Annotated in this window: 19 protein-coding genes; 17 read left to right on the top strand and 2 right to left on the bottom strand. The window is 67.6% G+C overall.

Going from position 1 to position 21,950, the window contains the following annotated elements:
- The first annotated feature begins 25 nt into the window (after window positions 1-25).
- Genes PY257_RS12025 through PY257_RS12005 form a run of 5 tightly spaced genes read left to right on the top strand, consistent with a single transcriptional unit; the run spans window position 26 to window position 5,530 of the window.
- On the top strand, window positions 26-559 hold the full coding sequence (locus PY257_RS12025) for a LemA family protein (RefSeq protein ID WP_275742122.1): 534 nt from the start codon (window positions 26-28) through the stop codon (window positions 557-559).
- A gap of 20 nt (window positions 560-579) precedes the next feature.
- Window positions 580-1,965, top strand: coding sequence for a 16S rRNA (cytosine(967)-C(5))-methyltransferase RsmB (rsmB, locus tag PY257_RS12020; protein WP_275742102.1), 1,386 nt, complete (start codon window positions 580-582; stop codon window positions 1,963-1,965).
- Window positions 1,922-2,563, top strand: a complete 642-nt coding sequence (locus PY257_RS12015) for a DUF4390 domain-containing protein (RefSeq protein WP_275742120.1) — start codon at window positions 1,922-1,924, stop codon at window positions 2,561-2,563. Before rsmB ends, PY257_RS12015 begins: the two co-directional genes overlap by 44 nt.
- Window positions 2,560-4,818 carry a sensor histidine kinase gene (locus tag PY257_RS12010; protein ID WP_275742099.1) on the top strand — a complete coding sequence of 753 codons (2,259 nt, stop codon included), beginning with the start codon at window positions 2,560-2,562 and terminating at the stop codon, window positions 4,816-4,818. The genes PY257_RS12015 and PY257_RS12010 overlap by 4 nt, the downstream gene beginning before the upstream one ends.
- Window positions 4,819-4,852: 34 nt before the next feature.
- Window positions 4,853-5,530 (top strand): response regulator, encoded by a 678-nt coding sequence (locus tag PY257_RS12005; RefSeq protein WP_275742097.1) that lies wholly within the window; start codon window positions 4,853-4,855, stop codon window positions 5,528-5,530.
- Between the two features lie 542 nt (window positions 5,531-6,072).
- Here PY257_RS12005 and serA read toward each other — a convergent pair.
- Complete coding sequence (gene serA, locus PY257_RS12000; protein ID WP_275742095.1) at window positions 6,073-7,302, bottom strand: phosphoglycerate dehydrogenase; 1,230 nt, start codon at window positions 7,300-7,302, stop codon at window positions 6,073-6,075.
- A 172-nt stretch (window positions 7,303-7,474) separates the two neighbouring features.
- On the opposite strand from serA, the gene ugpB reads away from it, so the two are divergent.
- From ugpB to PY257_RS11970, 6 genes are all read left to right on the top strand, one after another.
- On the top strand, window positions 7,475-8,788 hold the full coding sequence (gene ugpB / locus PY257_RS11995; RefSeq protein WP_275742093.1) for a sn-glycerol-3-phosphate ABC transporter substrate-binding protein UgpB: 1,314 nt from the start codon (window positions 7,475-7,477) through the stop codon (window positions 8,786-8,788).
- Window positions 8,789-8,865: 77 nt separating this feature from the next.
- Complete coding sequence (ugpA, locus tag PY257_RS11990) at window positions 8,866-9,747, top strand: sn-glycerol-3-phosphate ABC transporter permease UgpA (protein WP_275742091.1); 882 nt, start codon at window positions 8,866-8,868, stop codon at window positions 9,745-9,747.
- 1 nt (window position 9,748) lies between these two features.
- The gene (gene ugpE, locus PY257_RS11985; protein WP_275742088.1) at window positions 9,749-10,600 is read left to right on the top strand and encodes a sn-glycerol-3-phosphate ABC transporter permease UgpE; all 852 of its coding nucleotides are present in this window, start codon (window positions 9,749-9,751) and stop codon (window positions 10,598-10,600) included.
- A gap of 6 nt (window positions 10,601-10,606) precedes the next feature.
- Window positions 10,607-11,632: a sn-glycerol-3-phosphate import ATP-binding protein UgpC gene (locus tag PY257_RS11980; RefSeq protein WP_275742087.1), complete on the top strand. Its 1,026-nt coding sequence runs from the start codon at window positions 10,607-10,609 to the stop codon at window positions 11,630-11,632.
- A 486-nt stretch (window positions 11,633-12,118) separates the two neighbouring features.
- Complete coding sequence (gene ugpQ, locus PY257_RS11975) at window positions 12,119-12,868, top strand: glycerophosphodiester phosphodiesterase (protein ID WP_275742085.1); 750 nt, start codon at window positions 12,119-12,121, stop codon at window positions 12,866-12,868.
- Between the two features lie 15 nt (window positions 12,869-12,883).
- Window positions 12,884-15,307, top strand: coding sequence for a DUF3772 domain-containing protein (locus PY257_RS11970; RefSeq protein WP_275742083.1), 2,424 nt, complete (start codon window positions 12,884-12,886; stop codon window positions 15,305-15,307).
- Here the strand turns inward: PY257_RS11970 and PY257_RS11965 are convergent.
- Window positions 15,287-15,562: a hypothetical protein gene (locus PY257_RS11965; protein ID WP_275742081.1), complete on the bottom strand. Its 276-nt coding sequence runs from the start codon at window positions 15,560-15,562 to the stop codon at window positions 15,287-15,289. The genes PY257_RS11970 and PY257_RS11965 overlap by 21 nt on opposite strands.
- Before the next feature lie 75 nt (window positions 15,563-15,637).
- Here PY257_RS11965 and hemA point away from each other — a divergent pair, with 75 nt between their 5' ends.
- From hemA to paeA, 6 genes are all read left to right on the top strand, one after another.
- Window positions 15,638-16,933 carry a glutamyl-tRNA reductase gene (gene hemA / locus PY257_RS11960; RefSeq protein WP_275742079.1) on the top strand — a complete coding sequence of 432 codons (1,296 nt, stop codon included), beginning with the start codon at window positions 15,638-15,640 and terminating at the stop codon, window positions 16,931-16,933.
- Window positions 16,934-17,018: 85 nt separating this feature from the next.
- Entirely contained in the window at window positions 17,019-18,104 is a 1,086-nt protein-coding gene (prfA, locus tag PY257_RS11955) for a peptide chain release factor 1 (protein ID WP_275742077.1), read from the top strand.
- Window positions 18,105-18,113: 9 nt separating this feature from the next.
- Complete coding sequence (prmC, locus tag PY257_RS11950; RefSeq protein WP_275742075.1) at window positions 18,114-19,001, top strand: peptide chain release factor N(5)-glutamine methyltransferase; 888 nt, start codon at window positions 18,114-18,116, stop codon at window positions 18,999-19,001.
- A gap of 72 nt (window positions 19,002-19,073) precedes the next feature.
- Window positions 19,074-19,403, top strand: a complete 330-nt coding sequence (gene grxD, locus PY257_RS11945) for a Grx4 family monothiol glutaredoxin (RefSeq protein ID WP_275742073.1) — start codon at window positions 19,074-19,076, stop codon at window positions 19,401-19,403.
- Window positions 19,404-19,534: 131 nt separating this feature from the next.
- Window positions 19,535-20,530, top strand: coding sequence for an AAA family ATPase (locus tag PY257_RS11940; protein ID WP_275742071.1), 996 nt, complete (start codon window positions 19,535-19,537; stop codon window positions 20,528-20,530).
- 79 nt (window positions 20,531-20,609) lie between these two features.
- Complete coding sequence (gene paeA, locus PY257_RS11935) at window positions 20,610-21,923, top strand: polyamine export protein PaeA (RefSeq protein WP_275742069.1); 1,314 nt, start codon at window positions 20,610-20,612, stop codon at window positions 21,921-21,923.
- Window positions 21,924-21,950: the final 27 nt, after the last annotated feature.

Below are 21,950 nucleotides of genomic sequence, written 5' to 3'. Positions count from 1 at the left end.
ATGGCATAGCCATTCGGTGGTTTCCATGATGTCGTCATCGCTTGTTTCGTGGCTGGTTATCGCCATGCTGGTTTTTTGGGCTATAGGGGCCTACAACCGCTTGATGCGTCTGCGCTCGGCTGCCCTGCAGGCATTCGGCACGCTGGATGCCCAACTTGTACGGCTTATGGCTTTACTGGGTGAGTGCGACACGCTCGCACCCGAGGGTGAGGATGTCCCCAGGGCGCTCCAGGCATTGGTCACGTTGCGGGCGGCGGCCACCCAGTTCTCGGCTGGTCTTGCCGTCGTGCGGGCGCAGCCGCTGCAGGCCGACTCCGTCGCGGCGCTCGCTGCCGCGCACAACGCGCTGCGGGAAGCCTGGGGTGCACTGCACCAGGTGGCAACAGGCAGCGCCTGGTTTGCGGCGATGCCGCCACGCTGGGAGCAGCACATGCTGTATGCCGAACAGGCTACGCTGCAATTCAGCGGCGCGGTCAGTGCATACAACGGCGCCATCGCCCAGTTTCCTGCCATGGTGCTGGCGTGGCTGTTTGGCTTCAGGGCCGCACGTTCCCTGTGAGCGATAGCCTGCCGTCCCCCATGTCTTCAAGCAGCTCGCTGTACCAGCGTCGCAGTACGACAACTGCCATTGCGCTGTGGCAGCAACTGCAGCAGGTAGCGCAGACACTTGCGGCCGTACGGTCCGGGCAGTCCGCAACGGCAGCGCTCAAGTTGGTGGCGCCAGAGCTGCGTGCGGGTGTGCAATCGCTGCTCTACCATGTGCTGCGCTGGCTCGGACGCGCAGAGGCATTGCGCCGCAAGCTCGCGCCCCGCACGCCCCCGCCGCGGGCCGATGCGTTGCTATGCACGGCGCTGGCGCTGGCTTGGCAGGAAGAAGGCGCTCCCTACGATGCGTTTACCTTGGTGGATCAGGCAGTCGAGGCTGCCAAGCGGCACGCAGCCACGCGAGCGCAGGCACGCTTCATCAACGCGTGCCTGCGCCGTTTTTTGCGCGAGCGCGACGCGCTGCTGGACGCGACGGCGCAGGAACCCATGGCCATGTGGAACCACCCCCGCTGGTGGATAGACCGCCTGCGCCGCGACTACCCGCGCCGGTGGCAGGACATTCTGCATGCCAACAATGCGCAGGCGCCCATGGTCTTGCGCGTGAATGTGTTGCGCATCGACCCCGACCAGTACCTGGAAATGCTGCACGAGCACGACATGCCCGCCAGGCGCCAGGGGGAGGTGGCCATTGTTCTGACCCAGGCGCGGCCAGTGCATGACATTCCCGGCTTTGCCGAAGGGCTGGTTTCCGTCCAGGATGCGGGTGCGCAGATGGCGGCTCCGCTGCTGCTGAAAGGCTTGCATGCGGCAGGCACAATGCACATCCTCGATGCCTGCGCCGCACCTGGCGGCAAGACCGCTCATCTGCTGGAGTACGCAGGCGCTGCGGGTATCGCCTTGCATGTCGCCGCCCTGGATATCGATGCGGCACGCTGCGTGCGCATCGACGAGAACCTGGTGCGCCTGGGCCTTTGCGGTGCGGCACAAGTACTGGCGGCGGATGCGCGCGATCCTGCACAGTGGTGGCGCCAGCAGTGTGCAGGCCGGTTGTTCGACGCCATCTTGCTTGATGCGCCATGCACGGCGTCCGGTATCGTGCGGCGCCGACCCGACGTGCGGTGGCTGCGGCGAGAAAGCGACGTGGCGCAACTCGCCATTGTCCAGGCTGGCCTGCTGACAACGCTGTGGCCATTGCTCAAGCCGGGCGGGCGCTTGCTTTATTGCACCTGCTCGGTATTCCGTGCGGAAGGTGAGCAGCAGATACAAACGTTTCTTGCACACAACGGCGATGCCATTTTGCGGCCGTCCCCTGGACATTTAATTCCCCAAAATGGGGCAAATGCAATGGGTGTCCCGGACAATCAGTCGGGTGACCATGACGGATTTTTCTACGCGCTGCTTGAGAAGCATATGGCTTGATGTGCCGGCATGGCTGGCCGGGCTGCTGCTGTGCCTGGCGCTCGGTGCGCCAGCGCCGGCCAACGCACAGGCCAGCGGGGCCGAGATCGCGCAGATGCGGGTAGAGCGCACGGAGGAGGGCGTTTTCCTCACCGCCAACATGCATTTCGACCTTCCTGCGCTCGTGGAGGATGCGCTGTTGAAGGGGATTCCCATGTTCTTCGTGGCAGAGGCCGACATCGTGCGTGAGCGCTGGTATTGGTATGACCAGACCCTGTCCAGCAGCGCACGCTACATGCGCCTCGTGTACCAGCCGCTCACGCGACGCTGGCGCTTGACCATCGCGCCGACGCCCATCACCAGCAACGGTCTGGGGGTGTCGCTGGGACAGAACTTCGACGATCTATCCGAAGCGCTCGCTGCCTTGCAGCGCATCTCTCGCTGGAAGATCGCAGAGACTACAGATATCGATGCCGGTGGCAGGCAGAGCGTGGAGTTCCGCTTCCGCCTGGACGTGACACAACTGCCGCGCCCCCTCCAGATCGGTGCCCTGGCACGTTCGGATTGGAGCTTGGCACTCAGCCGCACGCTGCGCCTGGGTGCAGAGGTAGGCCAGTGACCGGGGCGGGAAACTCCCGTTTTTTCCGCTGGACTATCGGTCTGGGGCTTGCCGCGCTCACGCTGATTGGCATTACGCTCCTGTTCCTGCTGACACAGGCCACGAAGAATCAGGAACTGTATGAACGTAACTACGGGCAGCTTTTCGCGATCAACATCGTCGTCGCCGCCCTGTTGCTCGGCGTCATTGCATGGGTGGGCATTCGCCTGTTGCTGCGCTTGCGCCATGGCCGCTTCGGCAGCCGGTTGCTGGTCAAACTGGCCGCCATCTTCGCGCTGGTGGGCATCGCGCCGGGTGTGCTCATCTATGTCGTCTCGTACCAGTTCGTGTCCCGCTCTATCGAGAGTTGGTTCGACATCAAGGTTGAAGGTGCGCTGGATGCCGGTGTCAGCCTTGGGCGCGCTTCGCTGGATGCGTTGGCGAACGACTTCGCCAACAAGACGCGGGCTTCCAGCGCGCAGTTGACCGACGTTCCGAACGCCGCCACGGGCTTGCTGCTGGAGCGCATCCGCGACCAGCTTGCGGCGACTGACGTGCTGTTGTGGAGCGCCTCGGGCCAATTGCTCGCGAGTGCAGGCCAGTCCCGCTTCGACCTGCGGCCCGAGAGACCCACTGCGCAGCAATTGCGGGTCACCAGAACGCAGCAGGCCATGGCGCAGGTCGAGGGGCTCGAAGACCTTGGGAATGGCATCGCCAACTACGAGGGCGTACGCGTCAAGGCGCTTGCCGTGGTTCCCAACGCAACCGTGGGCTTGCTGGCCGAACCGCGGTTCCTGCAGGCCACGCTCCCATTGCCGCAATCACTGGTTGCCAATGCCGTGGCCGTGCAGAATGCCAACCGCGAATACCAAGAGCGGGCACTGGCGCGCCAAGGACTGCGCCGCATGTACATTGGCACGCTGACGCTCAGTCTGTTCATGGCCGTGTTCGGAGCCATCCTGCTGGCCGTGGTACTGGGTAACCAGCTCGTGCGTCCCTTGCTCGTGCTGGCGGAAGGCGTGCGAGAGGTCGCTGCGGGCAATCTGAGCCCCAAGGCCGCATTGCAAGGGCATGACGAGCTGGGCGGTTTGACGCGGGCGTTTGCCGACATGACCCAGCAATTGGCCGATGCACGTGCCGCCGTCGACAAGAGCATGCGCGAAGTCACGGCAGCGCGCGCGCATCTGCAGACGATCCTCGACAACCTGACGGCGGGGGTCATCTTGCTAGATGACCATGGAGCCATGCTGTCCGTCAACCCTGGCGCCACGCGCATTCTTCGTGTGCCGCTGGAGGATTGCATAGGTCAGCCGCTGGAGACCGTGCCCGGATTGGAGGCCTTCGGGGCGGCGGTGCAGTCACAGTTCGATGCTTTCCTGAGCGATGGGGTATCTACTTTGTCGACCGGCCATTGGCAGCATGCATTCGAGTTGCAGCCCCCGCAGGCGGAGGGGCCTGGGCTTGGCGTGACCAGCCTCGTCGCCCGGGGAGCGGGGTTGCCTGGCAACATGCGGTTGCTGGTGTTCGACGATATCTCCGAGATTGTGTCGGCACAGCGTGCACAGGCATGGGGCGAGGTTGCGCGCCGGCTGGCGCACGAAATCAAGAATCCCCTCACACCCATCCAATTGTCGGCAGAGCGCCTGCAGATGAAACTGACCGGCAAGCTGCCAGCACCCGAGGAGGCGGTACTTGCCAAGTCCGTGAAGACCATCGTCGAGCAGGTCGATGCCATGAAGCGCCTGGTGAATGAGTTCCGAGACTATGCGCGCCTGCCTGCTGCCGAACTCAAACCGCTGGACCTTAATGCTCTGGTCGCGGATGTATTGCATTTGTATGGGGCCGAGAATGCAGCGGTGCCTGTCGTGGCGGAACTGGATCCCCAGTGTCCGCCGATCCAGGGTGACCCGCAGCAGTTGCGCCAGGTCATCCACAATCTTTTGCAGAACGCCCAGGATGCGACAGAAAGCATGCACGGCACTACCTTGGCAGTGCAGCCGCCCGTGCGCATATGCACGCGCTGGAGCCCAACATCCAGGCGCGTGCGGCTGGTCGTGGAGGACAGCGGCGCGGGTTTCGCCGAGCACATCCTCAAGAGGGCGTTCGAGCCCTATGTGACGACCAAGGTGCGCGGCACCGGGCTGGGGCTGGCGGTGGTTAAAAAAATTGCCGACGAGCACCGCGCCCGCGTGGATTTGCGCAACCGCATTGCCGACGGTGTGGTGCAGGGTGCACAAGTGTCGTTATCATTCCCGGGAGAACCTGTGGCGTCTTGACGGCTTGGGCTTGCTACTGATTTGAAACTCCAACATGGCAAACATTCTTGTGGTCGATGATGAACTGGGTATCCGGGATCTGCTCTCGGAAATTCTGAACGATGAAGGCCACACTGTCGAACTTGCCGAGAATGCCGCACAGGCGCGCCTGGCCCGCTCTGCTGCCGCGTTCGATCTGGTTTTGCTGGACATCTGGATGCCGGACACCGATGGCGTCACGCTTCTGAAGGAATGGGCGAGTGCGGGCGCACTGACCATGCCTGTGATCATGATGAGTGGCCATGCCACCATTGACACGGCGGTGGAGGCGACGCGCATCGGTGCGCATTCATTTCTTGAAAAGCCGATCACTCTGCAGAAGTTGCTGAAGGCTGTCGAGTTGGGTTTGGCGCGCCGCAATCCCGCTAAATCCGCTGCAGTTTCTGCCGCAAGCGCCCATGCGCAAGCTGAATCACCGATGGCACAGCAGGCGAGCAGTTTGCATGGCGATGCCAATGCGGGGCCGCATGCGCACCAGGGCTTCGATCTGGACAGGCCGTTGCGGGAGGCTCGCGATGGTTTTGAGAAGGCGTATTTTGAGTTCCATCTTGCCAAAGAAGGCGGCTCCATGACCCGCGTGGCTGAAAAGACTGGATTGGAGCGCACCCATTTGTACCGCAAGCTTCGTCAACTGGGCGTCGATCTGGGCAGGGGCAAGCGTGCCAATGGTTGACGCTAAGGCGACAACGGCACATCGTTCAGCAGCGCCATCGGCGGCATGGTGCTCGTCGAGCAGCAACGCCACGTCGGCGGCCGTGTAGCGCCGCGCGAAGGCGTGCTCGGGCGGCGCTATTGCTCCGGCCCCATGAATTTTGAACTTTCGTGAGTCGTTTGCCTGTGGCAGTCCGTCCACGACGACTCTCGACTTCAAAGGGCCGGATCAATAGCTTCGGTGGATTGCGCGCCACACCGGGAAACGCTACAAATAAAGTAGCTGCTACCGCAGGCGAATCAAGCGCTGGAGCCGGATTTAGGTTCAACCTGGAAACGGCAGTTGGATGCGCCTGCCGGTGCCGTGATCGGGGTGCCGGGCAAGACGCGACGACGCGGCGGGCTACTGCCCGCAAGGAGGAGCAACGCCGCATGGCGCGCCGAGCGCGGTGCTGGCAGGTGCATAGCGCGCTCACCCACGAGGTGAACCCCATCGAAGCCGGCAACGCTCGATTTCCTGCGGCCTGGCAAGGGATACGAAGCGGTCAACTGCTGTTTCCAGGTTCAAAACAAAACCCGGCTGCGGATCGTCCCCGGCACCTGCGCCAGCAGTTCCTGCGCCTGCTCGGACGAGCCCGCGTCCACGTCGGTCACCACGTAGCCCACGTCGCCGCTGGTCTGCAGGTACTGGGCGGCGATGTTGATCTGCAGGTCGGAGAACACCTTGTTGATCTGCGTGAGCACGCCTGGCACGTTGCGATGGATGTGCAGCAGCCGGTGCTTGCCCGGGTGCGCGGGCAGCGAGACCTCGGGGAAGTTGACCGATGAGACGGTGGTGCCGTTGTCGCTGTACTTCACGAGCTTCTCGGCCACCTCCTGCCCGATGTTGGCCTGCGCCTCCATGGTGGAGCCGCCGATGTGGGGCGTGAGGATCACGTTGTCGAGCCCGCGCAGGGGCGACTGGAACTCGTCCTTGTTGCCGCGCGGCTCGGTGGGGAACACGTCGATGGCCGCGCCCAGCAGCTTCTTGCTGCGGATGGCATCGGCCAGCGCGTCGATCTCCACCACCGTGCCGCGCGAGGCGTTGAGGAGGATGGCGCCGGGCTTCATGGCCGCGATTTCGCGCGGGCCGATCATCCACTTGGTGGACGGTAGTTCGGGCACGTGCAGTGTCACGATGTCGCTGGCAGCCAGCAGCTCGGGCAGGCTGCGCGCCTGGCGCGCGTTGCCCAGCGGCAGCTTCGCCACCACGTCGTGAAACACCACGCGCATGCCCAAGCCTTCTGCCAGCACGGACAACTGCGTGCCGATGGAGCCGTAGCCCACGATGCCCAGCGTCTTGCCGCGGATTTCATAGGAATTGGCCGCCGACTTGAGCCAGCCACCGCGGTGCGCCACGGCGTTCTTCTCGGGCACGCCGCGCAGCAGCAGGATGGCCTCGGCCAGCACCAGCTCGGCCACCGAGCGGGTATTGGAATATGGCGCGTTGAACACGGCGATGCCGCGCTCGCGCGCCGCGTCCAGGTCGACCTGGTTGGTGCCGATACAGAAGCACCCCACGGCCACCAGCTTGTGTGCCTGGGCGAACACGTCGGCGCTCAGATGCGTGGTGGAGCGGATGCCGAGGAAATGCACGTCGGCGATCTGCTCCTTCAACTCCTCGGGCCCGAGCGCCTTGGGAATCGTCTCGATCTGGCTGTAGCCCGCCGCGCGCAGCACCTCCAAGGCCGACGGGTGGATGCCTTCGAGAAGAAGGAACTTGATCTTGCTTTTGTCCAGCGAGGTTTTGCCCATTGAAAATCCCGTGCGAAAGAAGCGGCGAGTATGCGGCAGCAACCACCCCCCGGATCGCGTCGCGGTTTTCCCCCAATTGCCGCTCCAGGTCGAATGTGACACAAAACACGGTATTCATTTTTATGTCACAGGCCGGGGTTAGTGTCCCGGCTTCACGCATTCAGGAGTCCGCATGAAATTCCAATCCCTGACCCTGGCCACCGTGCTGGGCATGGCTGCGCTGAGCACGTCCGCCCAAGCCCAGACCGAAATCCAGTGGTGGCATTCGATGGCCGCCGTCAATGGCGAATGGGTCAACGACCTGGCCCGGCAATTCAACGAGAGCCAGAAGGAATACAAGATCGTTCCCACCTTCAAGGGCGCATACGACGAATCGATGACAGCGGCCATTGCCGCCTTCCGCGCAGGCAACGCGCCGCACATCCTGCAGGTGTTCGAAGTCGGCACCGCCACGATGATGGCCAGCAAGAGCGCCATCATCCCCGTCGGCAAGGTCATGCAGGATGCCGGCAAGAAGTTCGACCCCGCGGCCTACGTGCCCGCCGTGGCCGGCTACTACACGGCACCCAACGGCCAGATGCTGAGCTTCCCGTTCAACAGCTCGACCACCATCTTCTATTTCAACAAGGACGCCTTCAAGGCCGCAGGCCTGCCCACCGACAAGGCACCGGCCACCTGGCCCGAGGTCGTCTCCGCAGCGGCCAAGCTCAAGGCATCGGGCCACAAGTGCCCGTTCACCACGGCATGGCAGGGCTGGACCCAGCTTGAAAGCTTCTCGGCCTGGCACAACGTGGAGTTCGCCACCAAGGCCAACGGCCTGCAAGGCATGGACGCACGCCTGAAGGTCGATTCGCCGCTGCACCTGCGCCACATCGAGAACCTGGCCAACATGGCCAAGCAGGGCCTGTTCGTCTACAAGGGCCGCGGCAGCGTGCCCGAGGCGAGCTTCGTTTCCGGCGAGTGCGCGATGATCAACACCTCTTCGGGCTTCTACGGCAACGTGGCCAAGAACGCCAAGTTCGCCTATGGCCTGGCACCTCTGCCCTACTACCCCGACGTGGCCGGCGCGCCGCAGAACACCGTGATCGGCGGCGCCAGCCTGTGGGTCATGTCCGGCAAGAAGCCGGCTGAATACAAGGGTGTGGCGGAATTCTTCAGCTTCATCTCGCGCCCCGAAGTGCAGTCCGCCAGCCACAAGCGCACCGGCTACCTGCCCGTGACCACCGCCGCCTACAAGCTGACAGAGGAATCGGGCTTCTACAAGGAGTACCCCGGCACCGACGTGGCCGTGACGCAGATGATCCGCAAGGTGACCGACAAGAGCCGCGGCATCCGCCTGGGCAACTACCTGCAGATCCGCGCGATCGAGGACGAGGAGCTGGAACAGGTCTGGAACGGCAAGAAGACGGCCAAGGAAGCCCTGGACGCCATCGTGCAGCGCGGCAACGAGCAACTCGAACGCTTCCAGAAGGCCAACAAGGGCTGAACGGGCGCCCCTTTCGCATCCCATAGACTACGCCGCCGCACCGGGATCGCCGGGGCGGCGGCTTTTGTTTCGATGCCATGGAAAAACGCGTTCTCTTTCGCTCCCGCTGGCTGCCCTGGGTGCTGCTGCTGCCGCAGCTTCTGGTCATTGGCATTTTCTTCTTCTGGCCTGCGGGCCAGGCGCTGCTGCAATCGCTGCAGATGCAAGACGCCTTCGGCAGCTCCACCGAATGGGTCGGGCTGGACAATTTCAAGCAGTTGTTCGCCGACCCGTCGTACATCGAGTCGTTCAAGACCACCGCCATCTTCTCGGTGCTGGTGGCAGGCATAGGCCTGTCGCTGTCGCTGCTGCTGGCGGTATTCGCCGACCGTGTCGGGCGCGGCGCCATGGTCTACCGCGCGCTGCTCACCATGCCCTACGCGATCGCGCCGGCCATCACCGCCGTGCTGTGGGTGTTCATGTTCTCTCCCTCTATCGGCGTGGTGGCCTACGCGCTGGAGCAGGTCGGCTTTCAGTGGAACCATCTGCTCAACAGCAACCACGCCATGGCGCTGATCGTGGCCGCTGCGGTATGGAAGCAGATCTCCTATAACTTCCTGTTCTTCCTGGCGGGGCTGCAATCGATCCCGAAATCGCTCATCGAAGCCGCCGCCATCGACGGCGCCCGGCCATGGCGGCGCTTCTGGAGCATCCAGTTCCCGCTGCTGTCGCCCACCACGTTCTTCCTGCTGGTCATCAACGTGGTCTATGCGTTCTTCGACACCTTCGCCATCGTGGACGCCGCCACTCACGGCGGACCGGGCAAGGATACGGCGATCCTGGTCTACAAGGTCTACTACGACGGCTTCAAGGCCATGGACCTGGGCAGTTCGGCTGCGCAGTCGGTGGTGCTCATGGTCATCGTGGTCGCGCTCACGGTGCTCCAGTTCCGCTACGTGGAAAAAAAGGTGAATTACTGAGATGGTCGAACGCCGCCCCACCCTTGGCCTGCTGGCCCACGCCGTCATGTGGCTGGGCGTGCTGATCGTCGCCTTCCCTATCTACCTGGCCCTGGTCGCCTCCACCCACACCGCGCAGGACATCGTGCAGGCCCCGATGCCGCTGCTGCCTGGCCACAACGCCTGGGAAAGCTACAAGGCCGCCTTGCTGGGAGGAGGGGCCGGCAGCGGCTCGCACGCGCCGGTGGCGCGCATGATGTGGGTCAGCCTGGTCTGCGCGCTCACCATCACGTTCGGCAAGATCGCCATCTCGCTGCTCTCGGCCTTCGCGGTGGTGTATTTCCGCTTTCCGTTCAAGCCCCTGTGCTTCTGGGCCATCTTCGTCACGCTCATGCTGCCGGTGGAAGTGCGCATCGGCCCGACCTACCAGGTGGTGTCGGACCTCGGGCTGCTCAACACCTACGCGGGCCTCACGGTTCCGCTGATCGCGTCGGCCACGGCCACCTTCCTGTTTCGCCAGTTCTTCCTGACCGTGCCCGACGAACTGGTGGAGGCCGCGCGCATGGACGGCGCGGGGCCGATGCGCTTCTTCAAGGACGTGCTGGTGCCGCTCTCGTCCACCAGCATCGCGGCGCTGTTCGTGATCCAGTTCATCTACGGCTGGAACCAGTACCTCTGGCCGCTGCTGGCCACCACCAGCGAAGACATGTATCCCGTGGTCATCGGCATCAAGCGCATGATCGCAGGCGGCGACGGCAACAACGAATGGAACGTCATCATGGCCACCGCCATCCTGGCGATGCTGCCGCCCACGCTGGTGGTGGTGCTGATGCAGAAGTGGTTCGTCAAGGGCCTGGTAGACACCGAGAAGTAAAAAGCCATGGCAGCCATCTCCCTCCAGAACGTCGTCAAGCGCTACGGCGTCGGCCCCAAGGCCAACCAGGTCATCCACGGCGTGAACGCCGAGATCGCCGACGGCGAGTTCATCGTCATCGTCGGCCCGTCGGGCTGCGGCAAATCGACGCTGCTGCGCATGGTCGCGGGGCTGGAGGACATCTCCAGCGGCACCATCGCCATCGGCCCCCGCGTGGTCAACGACCTGGAGCCCGCCGAGCGCGACATCGCCATGGTGTTCCAGAACTACGCGCTCTACCCGCACATGAGCGTGTTCGACAACATGGCCTACGGGCTGAAGATCGCCAAAGTGCCTAAGGACGAGATCCAGGCCCGCGTGCACAAGGCCGCCAAGATCCTGGAGCTGGGCCACCTGCTCGCGCGCAAGCCGCGCGAGCTTTCGGGTGGCCAGCGCCAGCGCGTGGCCATGGGCCGCGCCATCGTGCGCCAGCCACAGGTATTTTTGTTCGACGAGCCGCTCTCCAACCTCGACGCCAAGCTGCGCGCGCAGACGCGCATCGAGATACAGAAGCTGCACCGCGAACTCGGCATCACCAGCCTGTTCGTCACGCACGACCAAGTGGAGGCCATGACGCTGGCGCAGCGCATGATCGTGATGAATGCGGGCCGCATGGATCAGTTCGGCACACCCGAGGAGGTCTACCACACGCCCGCCTCGACCTTCGTAGCGAGCTTCATCGGCTCGCCGCCGATGAACCTGCTGAAGCACGCGCCGGGTGGGCGCGAGGGCGCCATCCTCGGCATCCGGCCCGAGCACCTCGACATGGTGGCCGCCAATCCACCCGACGGCATGCCAGGCTGGGATCTGCGCGTGGAAAGCGTCGAACTGCTCGGCGCCGAGCGGCTGGTCTATGCCCACCTGGGCGACGAGCAGGTCATCGTGCGCACCGAGGAAGGCGCGCCCGTGCCGCAGCCCGGCGGCACGCTGCGCGTGACCGCGCGGGCCGGGCGGCTGCACTGGTTCGACGCGGAATCGGGCAGGCGGCTCTGACGCGTCTGTGCAGGCTGCTCTCACGCACGAGGTGCCTCGGCCCGAATGCGATGGGGCGCAAGGTTCGCGGAACCCGGCTTCAACCTGGAAACGGCAGTTGACCGCTTTGCATCCCTTGCCAGGCCGCAGGAAATCGAGCGTTGCCGGCTTCGATGGGGTTCACCTCGTGGGTGAGCGCGCCATGCGGCGCTGCTCCTCCTTGCGGGCAGCAAGCCCGCCGCGCCGTCGCCCTTGCAGGCCTTCTTCGCGCTGTCCAACAGCACGCAGGTGCTGTTGGAGCCGCAGCGCTCAGCCTTGCCTGGCACCCCGATCACGGCACCGGCAGGCGCATCCAACTGCCGTTTCCAAGTTCAAAACACTATCGCTAATTTGCGCAGTTAGCGGCATGCGCCAAGTCAACGCATCGACTGTTACACGGTGGTGTAATGGCCGATTACGTCCGACTTTCCAGAGCCCCGCGCAGTCCACGCGCAGCCTCAAACCGCCATGACCGCTCCCCCCGCCCCCTGGCCCTACCCGCGCTGGATCGCCCACCGCGGCGCTGGCAAGCTCGCGCCCGAGAACACCCTGGCCGCCTTCCGCCTGGGTGCGCAGCACGGTTTCCGCATGTTCGAGTGCGACGCCAAGCTCAGCGCCGACGGCGTGGTGTTCCTGATGCACGACACGGGTCTGGAGCGCACCACCAGCGGCCACGGCACGGGCGGCGACCAGCCCTGGGGGGCGCTCTCGCAGCTCGACGCGGGCACCTGGCACTCGCGCGCCTACGCGGGCGAGCCGCTGGCCACGCTGGAGGCCGTGACGCGCTGGTGCCTGGCCAACGCGCTGCTGCTCAACATCGAGATCAAGCCCACGCCCGACGTGGAGCGCACCACCGGCGAAGCCGTGGCCGCGCTGGCCACACGCCTGTGGGCAGGCGCCCCGGTGCCGCCACTGCTGACCTCGTTCGAGGCCGAATCGCTCGCGGGCGCGCAGGCCGCCGCGCCACAACTGCCACGCGGCCTGCTGCTCGACGCGCTGTGGGACGGCTGGCTCGACGCCGCGCGCGCGCTGGGCTGCTCCGCCATCGTCTGCAACCATACGCTGTGGGACGCGGCCAGCGTGCGGCAGGCCCAGGCCGCCAGCCTGCGCACGCTGAGCTACACCGTCAACGACGAATGGGCCGCGCAGCGGCTCATCGCCCTGGGCACGGACGGCATCATCACCGACCGGGTGGACCTGTTCTCCCCCGGCACCTGAGCCCCGCGCACCACGATGGCCGCCCCGTCCCGCCGCCGTCCTCCCGCGCCGCTGCAGCGCATCGGCATGGCCTTGCTGCTGCTGCTGGCGTTGTCATGGGCCGACCCGCTGCTGGCGGCTCCGGCACAGCCGGCGGCAGCGGCCACCAGCCCCGCCGCCGAGCCGCCGAGCGTGGACACGCTGCGTCGGCGCCTGGAGGCCATTCCCACGCTGCCCGACGACGATGCCGGCAGCCGCGCCCGCCTCGACGAGATCTACGCCATCGGCGCGGCGGCCAGCCAACTGGCGCACAGCCGCGCGGGCGATCTGGCCGACCTCGACAGCCGCCTGGCCGGCCTCGGGCCGGAGCCCGAAAAAGGCGGCGTGCAGGAAGCCCCCGACGTGGCCCGCCAGCGCGCGGCGCTGAACCGTCAGCGCGCCAGTCTGGACGCCGAACTCAAGCTGGCGCGGCTGGTCGCCGTCGATGCCGGCCAGCGCGGCGCCGACCTGGTGCGCCAGCGGCACGCGCAGTTCCAGGCCGCGCTCACGGCCCGCGCCTCGTCCCCGCTGGGGTCGCGCTTCTGGCGTGACCTGGGCGCGGCCTGGCCCACCGACCGAGAGCGGCTGGGCGCGCTGGGCGCCGAGTTGCAGGACGCCATGGCCACCGCCTTTGCCGCCGGCCACCGGCTGGCCACCAGCGCCTGCCTGCTGGGCGCGCTGCTGCTGGCGGCGCTGGGCAACTGGGCGGCGCGGGGCATCGTGCTGCGCGTGGCGCTGGCGCACCTGCCGGGCTGGCGGCTGCGCCGCGCGCTGATGGCCATCGGCATCGCCGTCGTGCATGCAGCCCTGGCCGGCGCCGCGGCGCAACTGCTGCTGGGCGGTCTGGGCGTGGGCGATGGCCTGAGCGACCGCCTGCACAGCCTGGGCCGGGCGCTGGTGCGGCTGGCGGCCTTCGCCGGCTTCGCCATCGGTCTGGGGCGGGCGCTGTTGAGCCATGGGCACGGCGCCTGGCGCCTGGCGCCGGTGTCCGACGCGCTGGCCGCGCGGCTGGCGCCCTACCCGTGGTGGATCGTGCTGGTCTCGGCGCTCGGCGGCCTGCTGACCGAAGTCAACAGCGCCGCCGGCGCCAGCTTGGCGCTGGAAGTGGGCGCGCAGTCGCTCACGGCGCTGCTGGTGGCCGCGCTCGGCGGCGGGGCGCTGCGCCGGATGCGCCCGGCGGGAGCCGAGCCGGCACGCCCGCTATGGCTGGGCCTGCTGCTGGCCTGCGCCGGCGCGGCCTGCGCGGCCACCGTGCTGTGCGTGCTGACCGGCTACGTGGCGCTGGCCGGCACGCTGGCGCGCCAGATGGTGTGGTCGGGCATGGTGTTCGCCACCACCTACCTGCTGCTGCAACTGGTGGACGAACTCTGCGCCGCGCTGCTGTCGTCCTCCGGCAGCTTCGGGCAGCGCCTGTGCGCCGGGCTGGGCGTGCGCGCCGGGCTGCTGGACCAGTTCGCGGTGCTGGTCGCTGGCGTGCTGCGGGTGGCGCTGCTGTTCTACATGGCGATCGCGCTGATGGCGCCCTTCGGCACCGGTCCGGGCGATCTGCTGCGCCGCGGCGGCACGCTCGACCCCCGCCTGAAGGTGGGCGAATTCACGCTGGCGCCGCAGGCCATCCTGGGCGCCTTCACGGTGGCGGCGGTCGGCTTCATGGCGGTGCGGGCGTTCAAGCACTGGCTGGGCACCCGCTACCTCCCGCAAACCGCGCTGGAGCCGGGCGCGCGCAGCTCCATCGTCACGCTGCTGGGCTTCGCCGGCGGCGTGGTGGTGGCGGCGTTCACGCTGTCGGCGCTGGGCATCAGCGTGGACCGCATCGCCTGGGTGGCGAGCGCGCTGTCGGTGGGCATCGGCTTCGGGCTGCAGGCCATCGTGCAGAACTTCATCGCCGGCCTGATCCTGCTGGTCGAGCGCCCGGTGAAGGTGGGCGACTGGGTGGTGCTGGGCGACGTGCAGGGCGATGTGCGGCGCATCAACGTGCGCGCCACCGAGGTGGAGTTGGCCGACCGCTCCTCGGTGATCGTGCCGAACTCCGACTTCATCACCAAGACCGTGCGCAACTTCACCCTGGCCAACGCCCAGGGCCGCGTGCTGCTGCGCCTGCCCGCGCCGCTGGACACCGATGCGCAGCGCATGCGCGCGGTGCTGCTGCAGGTGTTCGGGGCGCACCCGGACGTGCTGCCGCGCCCCGCGCCGGCGGTGCTGCTGGAGGGCATCCAGGGCGGCACGCTGACCTTCCTGGCGATCGGCTACGTGGCCGACCCGCGCCGCGCCGACGGCGTGCGCAGCGACTTGCTGTTCGGCATCCTGGAGGCGCTGCGCGGCGCCGGGCTGGCGCTGTCGCCGCCGGCATCGACCACGGTGGCGCCGCCGGGCGCCGCGGCGCTGCCGGAGGCGGCGGATTCAGCGCCAGCCGCGCAGTAGCAGCCACTGCGTGGTGGCGCTGGCCAGCACCAGCGCGGCGTAGGTCAGCAGCTTGCCGTCCGCGCCGAACAATGCCAGCCCGCCCAGCAATACCGCCATGTTTACTACAACATTGATAGCAACATGCGCAAGCATCGAGCGCGCCACGGCCCGATTTGGCATGCAAACGCGGGTCAGCGGCACGAGCAGCGCGGCGACGCCGAAGGCCGGGGCGGCGAAGCCCAGCAGGTGTGGCAGGAGATCGGGCAGGCCCATGGAACTTGATCCTGATCAATGGCCTTCGGGGTGTACCGGGGGCCGTCAAAAGGCCGGCGATTTTATAATCGATGAATGGCAGTCTGGGCATTGGGCATCAACCACACGACGGCACCGCTCGATCTGCGGGGCCGCTTCGCGTTCGCCGTGGACCAGATCGCCCCCACGCTGCAGCGCCTGCGCCACTCGTTCGGCGGCGCCGGCGGCGGCCACCACCCCGGCGTGGAGGCGGCCATCATCTCCACTTGCAACCGCACCGAGATCTACTGCGCGGGCGACCAGCCGGCGCTGGACCACACGCTGGGCTGGCTGGCGCAGACGGGCGGCGTGGCGCCCGCGCTGCTGCGCTCGCACACCTACGCGCTGGAGCAGGAACAGGCCGCGCGCCATGCGTTCCGCGTGGCCAGCGGGCTCGATTCGATGGTGCTCGGCGAGGCGCAGATCCTCGGCCAGATGAAGGACGCCGTGCGCGCCGCCGAAACCGCGGGTGCCCTGGGGCAGACGCTCAACCAACTGTTCCAGCGCAGCTTCGCCGTGGCCAAGGAAGTGCGTACCGCCACCGAGATCGGCGCGCACAGCATCAGCATGGCCGCCGCCGCAGTGCGGCTGGCCGGCCAGTTGTTCGAGGACCTGGGCCAGATCCGCGTGCTGTTCGTCGGCGCGGGCGAGATGATCGAGCTGGCCGCTACGCACTTCGCGGCCAAGGGCCCCAAGGCCATCGCCATCGCCAACCGCACGCTGGAGCGCGGCGAGCGGCTCGCCACCCGCTTCGGCGCCGAGGCCATGCGCTTGGCCGACCTGCCGGACCGGTTGCACGAGTTCGACGCCATCGTGAGCTGCACCGCCAGCACGCTGCCCATCATCGGCCTGGGCGCGGTGGAGCGCGCGCTGAAAAAGCGCCGCCACCGCCCGATGTTCATGGTGGACCTGGCAGTGCCGCGCGACATCGAGCCCGAGGTCAAGGCGCTGGAGGACGTGTACCTCTACACCGTGGACGACCTGGCCGGCGTGGTACGCACCGCCCAGGCCAGCCGCCAGGCCGCCGTGGCGCAGGCCGAGGCGATCATCGACGCGGGCGTGCAGAGCTTCGTGCACTGGCTCGACCAGCGCGACCCGGCCAAGGGCGGCGTGGTGCCGCTGATCCAGCAGATCAACGCCCAGGCCGACGAATGGCGCGCCGCCGAGGTCGCGCGCGCGCGCCGCATGCTGGCGCGCGGCGACGACGTGGACGCGGTGCTCGAAGCACTGTCGCGCGGCCTCACGCAGAAGATGCTGCATGGCGCCATGGCCGAGTTGCACGCGGGCGACGCCGCCGCGCGCGCGCAGACGGCGCAGGCCGTGTCGCGCCTGTTCCTGCGCAAAGAGCGTTAGCGGCCCTGCCCGCCCAGCGCCCGCGCCGCGCCGCCGTGGCGCGCTCCCTTTTTCTTTCCCCTTCCCCCGCCCGATTGCGCCTACCGTGAAACCCTTTTTGCGCCAACGCCTGGACCGCTACGCCGCCCGCCTCGAAGAGCTGGACTTCCTGCTCTCGCGCGAGGACATCATGGCCGACATGGAGCAGTACCGTGCGCTCTCGCGCGAGCATGCCGAGGTGACGGCCATCGCGGGCCGCTACGCGCGCTGGCGCCAACGCGAGGCCGACCTGGCCGCCGCGCAGGACATGCAGCAGGACCCTGACATGGCCGCGATGGCGCAGGAGGAGATCGCCGCCGCCACCGCAGAGCTGGCCCAGCTCGACGACGAACTGCAGCGCCTGCTGCTGCCCAAGGACCCCGACGACGCGCGCAACGCCTTCGTGGAAATCCGCGCCGGCACGGGCGGCGACGAATCGGCGCTGTTCGCGGGCGACCTGCTGCGCATGTACACGCGCTACGCCGCCAGCGTGGGCTGGCGCGTGGAGATCATCAGCGCCAGCGAGAGCGAGCTGGGCGGCTACAAGGAGGCCGTGCTGCGCATCGAGGGCGACGGCGCCTATGGCGCGCTGCGCTTCGAATCCGGTGGCCACCGCGTGCAGCGCGTGCCCGCCACCGAAACCCAGGGCCGCATCCACACCAGCGCCTGCACCGTGGCCGTGCTGCCCGAGCCCGACGAGGCGCAGGCCGTGCAGATCAACCCGGCGGACCTGCGCATCGACACCTTCCGCGCCAGCGGCGCGGGCGGCCAGCACATCAACAAGACCGACTCGGCGGTGCGCATCACCCACATCCCCACCGGCATCGTCGCCGAATGCCAGGACGACCGCAGCCAGCACCGCAACAAGGCCCGCGCGCTGCAGGTGCTCTCCGCCCGCATCCAGGACAAGGAGCGCAGCGAGCGCGCCGCGCGCGAGGCCGCCGAGCGCAAGGGCCTGATCGGCAGCGGCGACCGCAGCGACCGCATCCGCACCTACAACTTCCCGCAGGGGCGGCTGACCGACCACCGCATCAACCTCACGCTCTACAAGCTCGCGCAGATCATGGAAGGCGACCTGGGCGACGTGCTGGCCGCCCTGAAAGCCGCCCGCGAGGCCGAGCAACTGGCCGAGCTGGAAAACGCCGAAGCCTGATTTACGTATATGGCAAAAACAGCCTCCAGCGCAGGAATTGTCTGCGGTGACAGCTATCAAAAGAATAGCGAAACCGTAGCCCGCGCGCTCCAGCGCGCGGCGGCGCTCGGGCTCCCGCGGCTCGACGCCCAACTGCTGCTGCTGCACGCGCTGGGTCATGCGGGCCAGGACCGCGCCTGGCTCATCGCGCACGACGGCGACTGCCTGCAGCCCGCGCAGCTCGCGGCCTACCTGGGCCTGTGTGCGCGCCGCGCGGCCGGCGAGCCCGTGGCCTACATCGTGGGCGAAAAGGAATTCTTCGGCCTGCCGCTGCAGGTGGACGCCCGCGTGCTGGTGCCGCGCCCCGACACCGAGACGCTGGTGGAGTGGGCGCTCGACGTGCTGCGGGGCCTGGACGCGCCCTCGGTGCTGGACCTGGGCACGGGCAGCGGCGCCATCGCGCTGGCGATCCAGTCGCGCCGGCCCGATGCGCGGGTGCAGGCCGTGGACGCCAGCGCCGACGCGCTGGACGTGGCGCGCGCCAACGCCGCGCGGCTGGGCCTGCCCGTGCGCTTCCTGCGCGGCTCATGGTTCGACGGCCACATGGGCCGGCACGACCTGATCGTCGCCAACCCGCCCTACGTGGCCGAGGGCGACCCGCACCTGGCCGCGCTGACGCACGAGCCGCGCATGGCGCTCACCGCCGGGCCCGACGGGTTGGGCGACATCCGCGCCATCGTGGCCCAGGCCGGGCGCCACTTGGCGCCGCACGGCTGGCTGCTGCTGGAGCATGGCTGGAACCAGGCCATGGAGGCGCAGCAGTTGCTGTTGCGCCAGGGCTTCGCCGCGGTGCAAAGCCGCAGCGATCTGGCGGGCATCGCGCGCTGCACCGGCGGGCGCTGGCCGGCGGTGAAATAATCGCTGCCGTCCCCATCTGCGCGTGGCCCGGCAATGTGCCGGGTGGCGCGATTCCCCTAGCCAGGAGACCCCATGAGCGACCCCACCCAACAACGCATCGACGACCTCGTCAAGTCCAGCGACGTGCTGCTGTTCATGAAAGGCAGCGCGAGCTTTCCGATGTGCGGCTTCTCGGGCCGCGCGGTGCAGATACTGAAAGCCTGCGGCGTGGACCCGAAGGCGCTCAGTACCGTCAACGTGCTCGACGACCCCGAGATCCGCCAGGGCATCAAGACCTACAGCAACTGGCCCACGATCCCGCAGCTCTACGTAAAGGGCGAGTTCATCGGCGGCTCGGACATCATGATGGAGATGTACGAGTCGGGCGAGCTGCAGAAGGTGCTGGGCGGCTCCGCCGCCTGAGTCCACGCCGCCCAGCGGCTGCGGCGGCACGCGCGCCACACTTGGGGCGGTGCACGCAAGACTGGGCATTGCACGCTGGCACGCCTTATGCTGGAATAAAACCCGTGTTCCCTTCGACCGGAGAGTGGTTCATGCAATCGCGCAGTCTCGTGCCGCAGTCTTCCCACTTCCACCTGCCCGTGGCCAGCGTGCGCAGCGTGTTCCAGCCCGACGAGGTGAGCGCCAAGCTCGCCAAGCTGCCCGAGCGCGAGCATGAACACCTGCGCAGCACTTACGAGCGCATGCTGGAGCGCGGCCCCGAGCGCTTCCAGGTCAAGCCCGCGGGCGTGCCCGACATGGCGCAGCTCTACGAATCGCTGCCCAACTTCACCGACGTGCTCGACGACGTAAAGCGCCAGGTGGCGCTGGCGCAGGACTGCCGCGACGGGCTGGAGGTGACGCCCATGCTGCTGCTGGGCGCGCCGGGCATCGGCAAGACGCACTTCGCGCGCATGCTCGCCGACCTGCTGGGCACGGGCATGAACCTGGTGCCCATGAGTTCGATGACCGCCGGCTGGCTGCTGTCGGGCGCGTCGTCGCAGTGGCGCGGCGCCAAGCCCGGCAAGGTGTTCGAGGCGCTGGTGGACGGCCAGTACGCCAACCCGGTGATCGTGGTGGACGAGATCGACAAGGCCGGCGCCGACGCGCAGTACGACCCGCTGGGCGCGCTCTACGGCCTGCTGGAGCACGACACGGCGCAGAGCTTCACCGACGAGTTCGCCGAGGTCGCCATCGACGCCAGCCAGGTGATCTGGATCAGCACCGCCAACGACGCGCGCGGCATTCCCGAGCCCATCCTCAACCGCATGAACGTGTTCGAGATCGAGCCGCCCACGCCCGCGCAGGCGCGCGAGATCGCGCTGCGGCTGTACCAGGGCATCCGCGCCGCCCACGACTGGGGCCACCGCTTCAGCGAGGCGCCCGGCGACGGCATGCTCGACCGCCTGGCCGAGATGCCCCCGCGCGAGATGCGCCGCGCGCTCATGACCGGCTTCGGCAACGCCCGGCTCGCAGGCCGCGGCGACGTGCAGCCCGACGACCTGCCGCGCGCCGGCGGCGGCAAGGCGCGCATGGGCTTCGTGCAGTAGGAGGCGCGGGGGCAGGGGGCAGCCCGCTACACTCGAAGGCACGCCCGCGCGCGGCCGATAGCCGTCTGCGGCGGCCTTCATGAACCTCACCTCCAGCCTGCTCCTCATCGCCCTGCTCATCGCCGCCAGCGCCTTCTTCGCGGTGGCCGAGATCGCACTGGCCGCGTCGCGCCGCCTGCGGCTGCGCCAGATGACCGACGAGGGCGATGCGCGGGCCGAGCGCGTCATGCGGCTGCAGGAGCAGCCGGGGCCCTACTTCACGGTGGTGCAGATCGGGCAGAACGCCATCGCCATCCTGGGCGGCATCGTGGGCGAAGGCGCGCTCAGCCCCTACCTTGCCGCCGCGCTGCGCCGCTGGCTGGGCGCCGAGGCGGCGGACCGCGCAGGCTTCGTGCTGTCGTTCCTGTTCATCACCTCGCTCTTCATCCTGCTGGCCGACCTGTTCCCCAAGCGGCTGGGCATGACCGAGCCCGAGCGCATGGCCGTGCGCGTGGTGCGGCCCATGCGCGCGCTGATGGCCGTCTTCATGCCGCTGGTGTGGCTCTACAGCAAGGGGGCGGACGCGCTGCTGCGCCTGTTCAACCTGCCCACCGAGCGCGACGACCGCATCACCTCCGCGGACATCCTGGCCATGACCGAAGCCGGCGCGCGCGCGGGCATCCTGGCCGCGCGCGAGCAGCAGGTGATCGCCAACGTGTTCGAGCTCGACACCCGCACCGTGGGCAGTGCCATGACGCAGCGCGACCGCATCGCCTTCTTCCTGCGCGACGACCCCGACGCGGTGGTGCGCCTGCGCATCGCCGCCGAGCCGTTTTCCACCTACCCCGTGTGCGACGGCGACATCGACCACGTGGTGGGCTACGTGGACGCCAAGGACCTGTTCCAGCGCGTGCTCAACGGCCAGCCGATCTCGCTGGCCGACGACGCGCTGGTGCACAAGGCGCTGATCGTGCCCGACCGGCTGACGCTGGCCGAGGTGCTGGAGCAGTTCCGCCTGGTGGGCGAGGATTTCGCGGTGATCGTCAACGAATACAGCCTGGTGGTGGGCGTGGTGACGCTCAACGACGTGATGAGCACGGTGATGGGCGACCTGATATCGCCGCTCGACGAGGAGCAGATCGTGCGGCGCGACGATGCGTCGTGGCTGATCGACGGCGTGACGCCGATCCAGGACGTGCTGCGCGCGCTCGACATCGAGAGCCTGCCGCACCCCGAGGAGTACGAGACGCTGGCCGGCTTCCTGATGGTGATGCTGCGCCGCGTGCCGCGCCGCACCGACGCCGTGCACTGCGCGGGCTACAAGTTCGAGGTGCTCGACGTGGACAGCTACCGCATCGACCAGGTGATGGTGACGCGCGAGTCCGCCGCACCGCCGCTGCCGGCGGCCGCCTGAAGCGGCTTTGCGCCATATACTCCCCAA

Source organism: Curvibacter soli, from assembly GCF_029211125.1.
GTDB classification, from domain to species: Bacteria; Pseudomonadota; Gammaproteobacteria; order Burkholderiales; family Burkholderiaceae_C; genus Curvibacter_A; species Curvibacter_A soli.
This window is presented reverse-complemented; position numbering and strand designations above follow the sequence as displayed.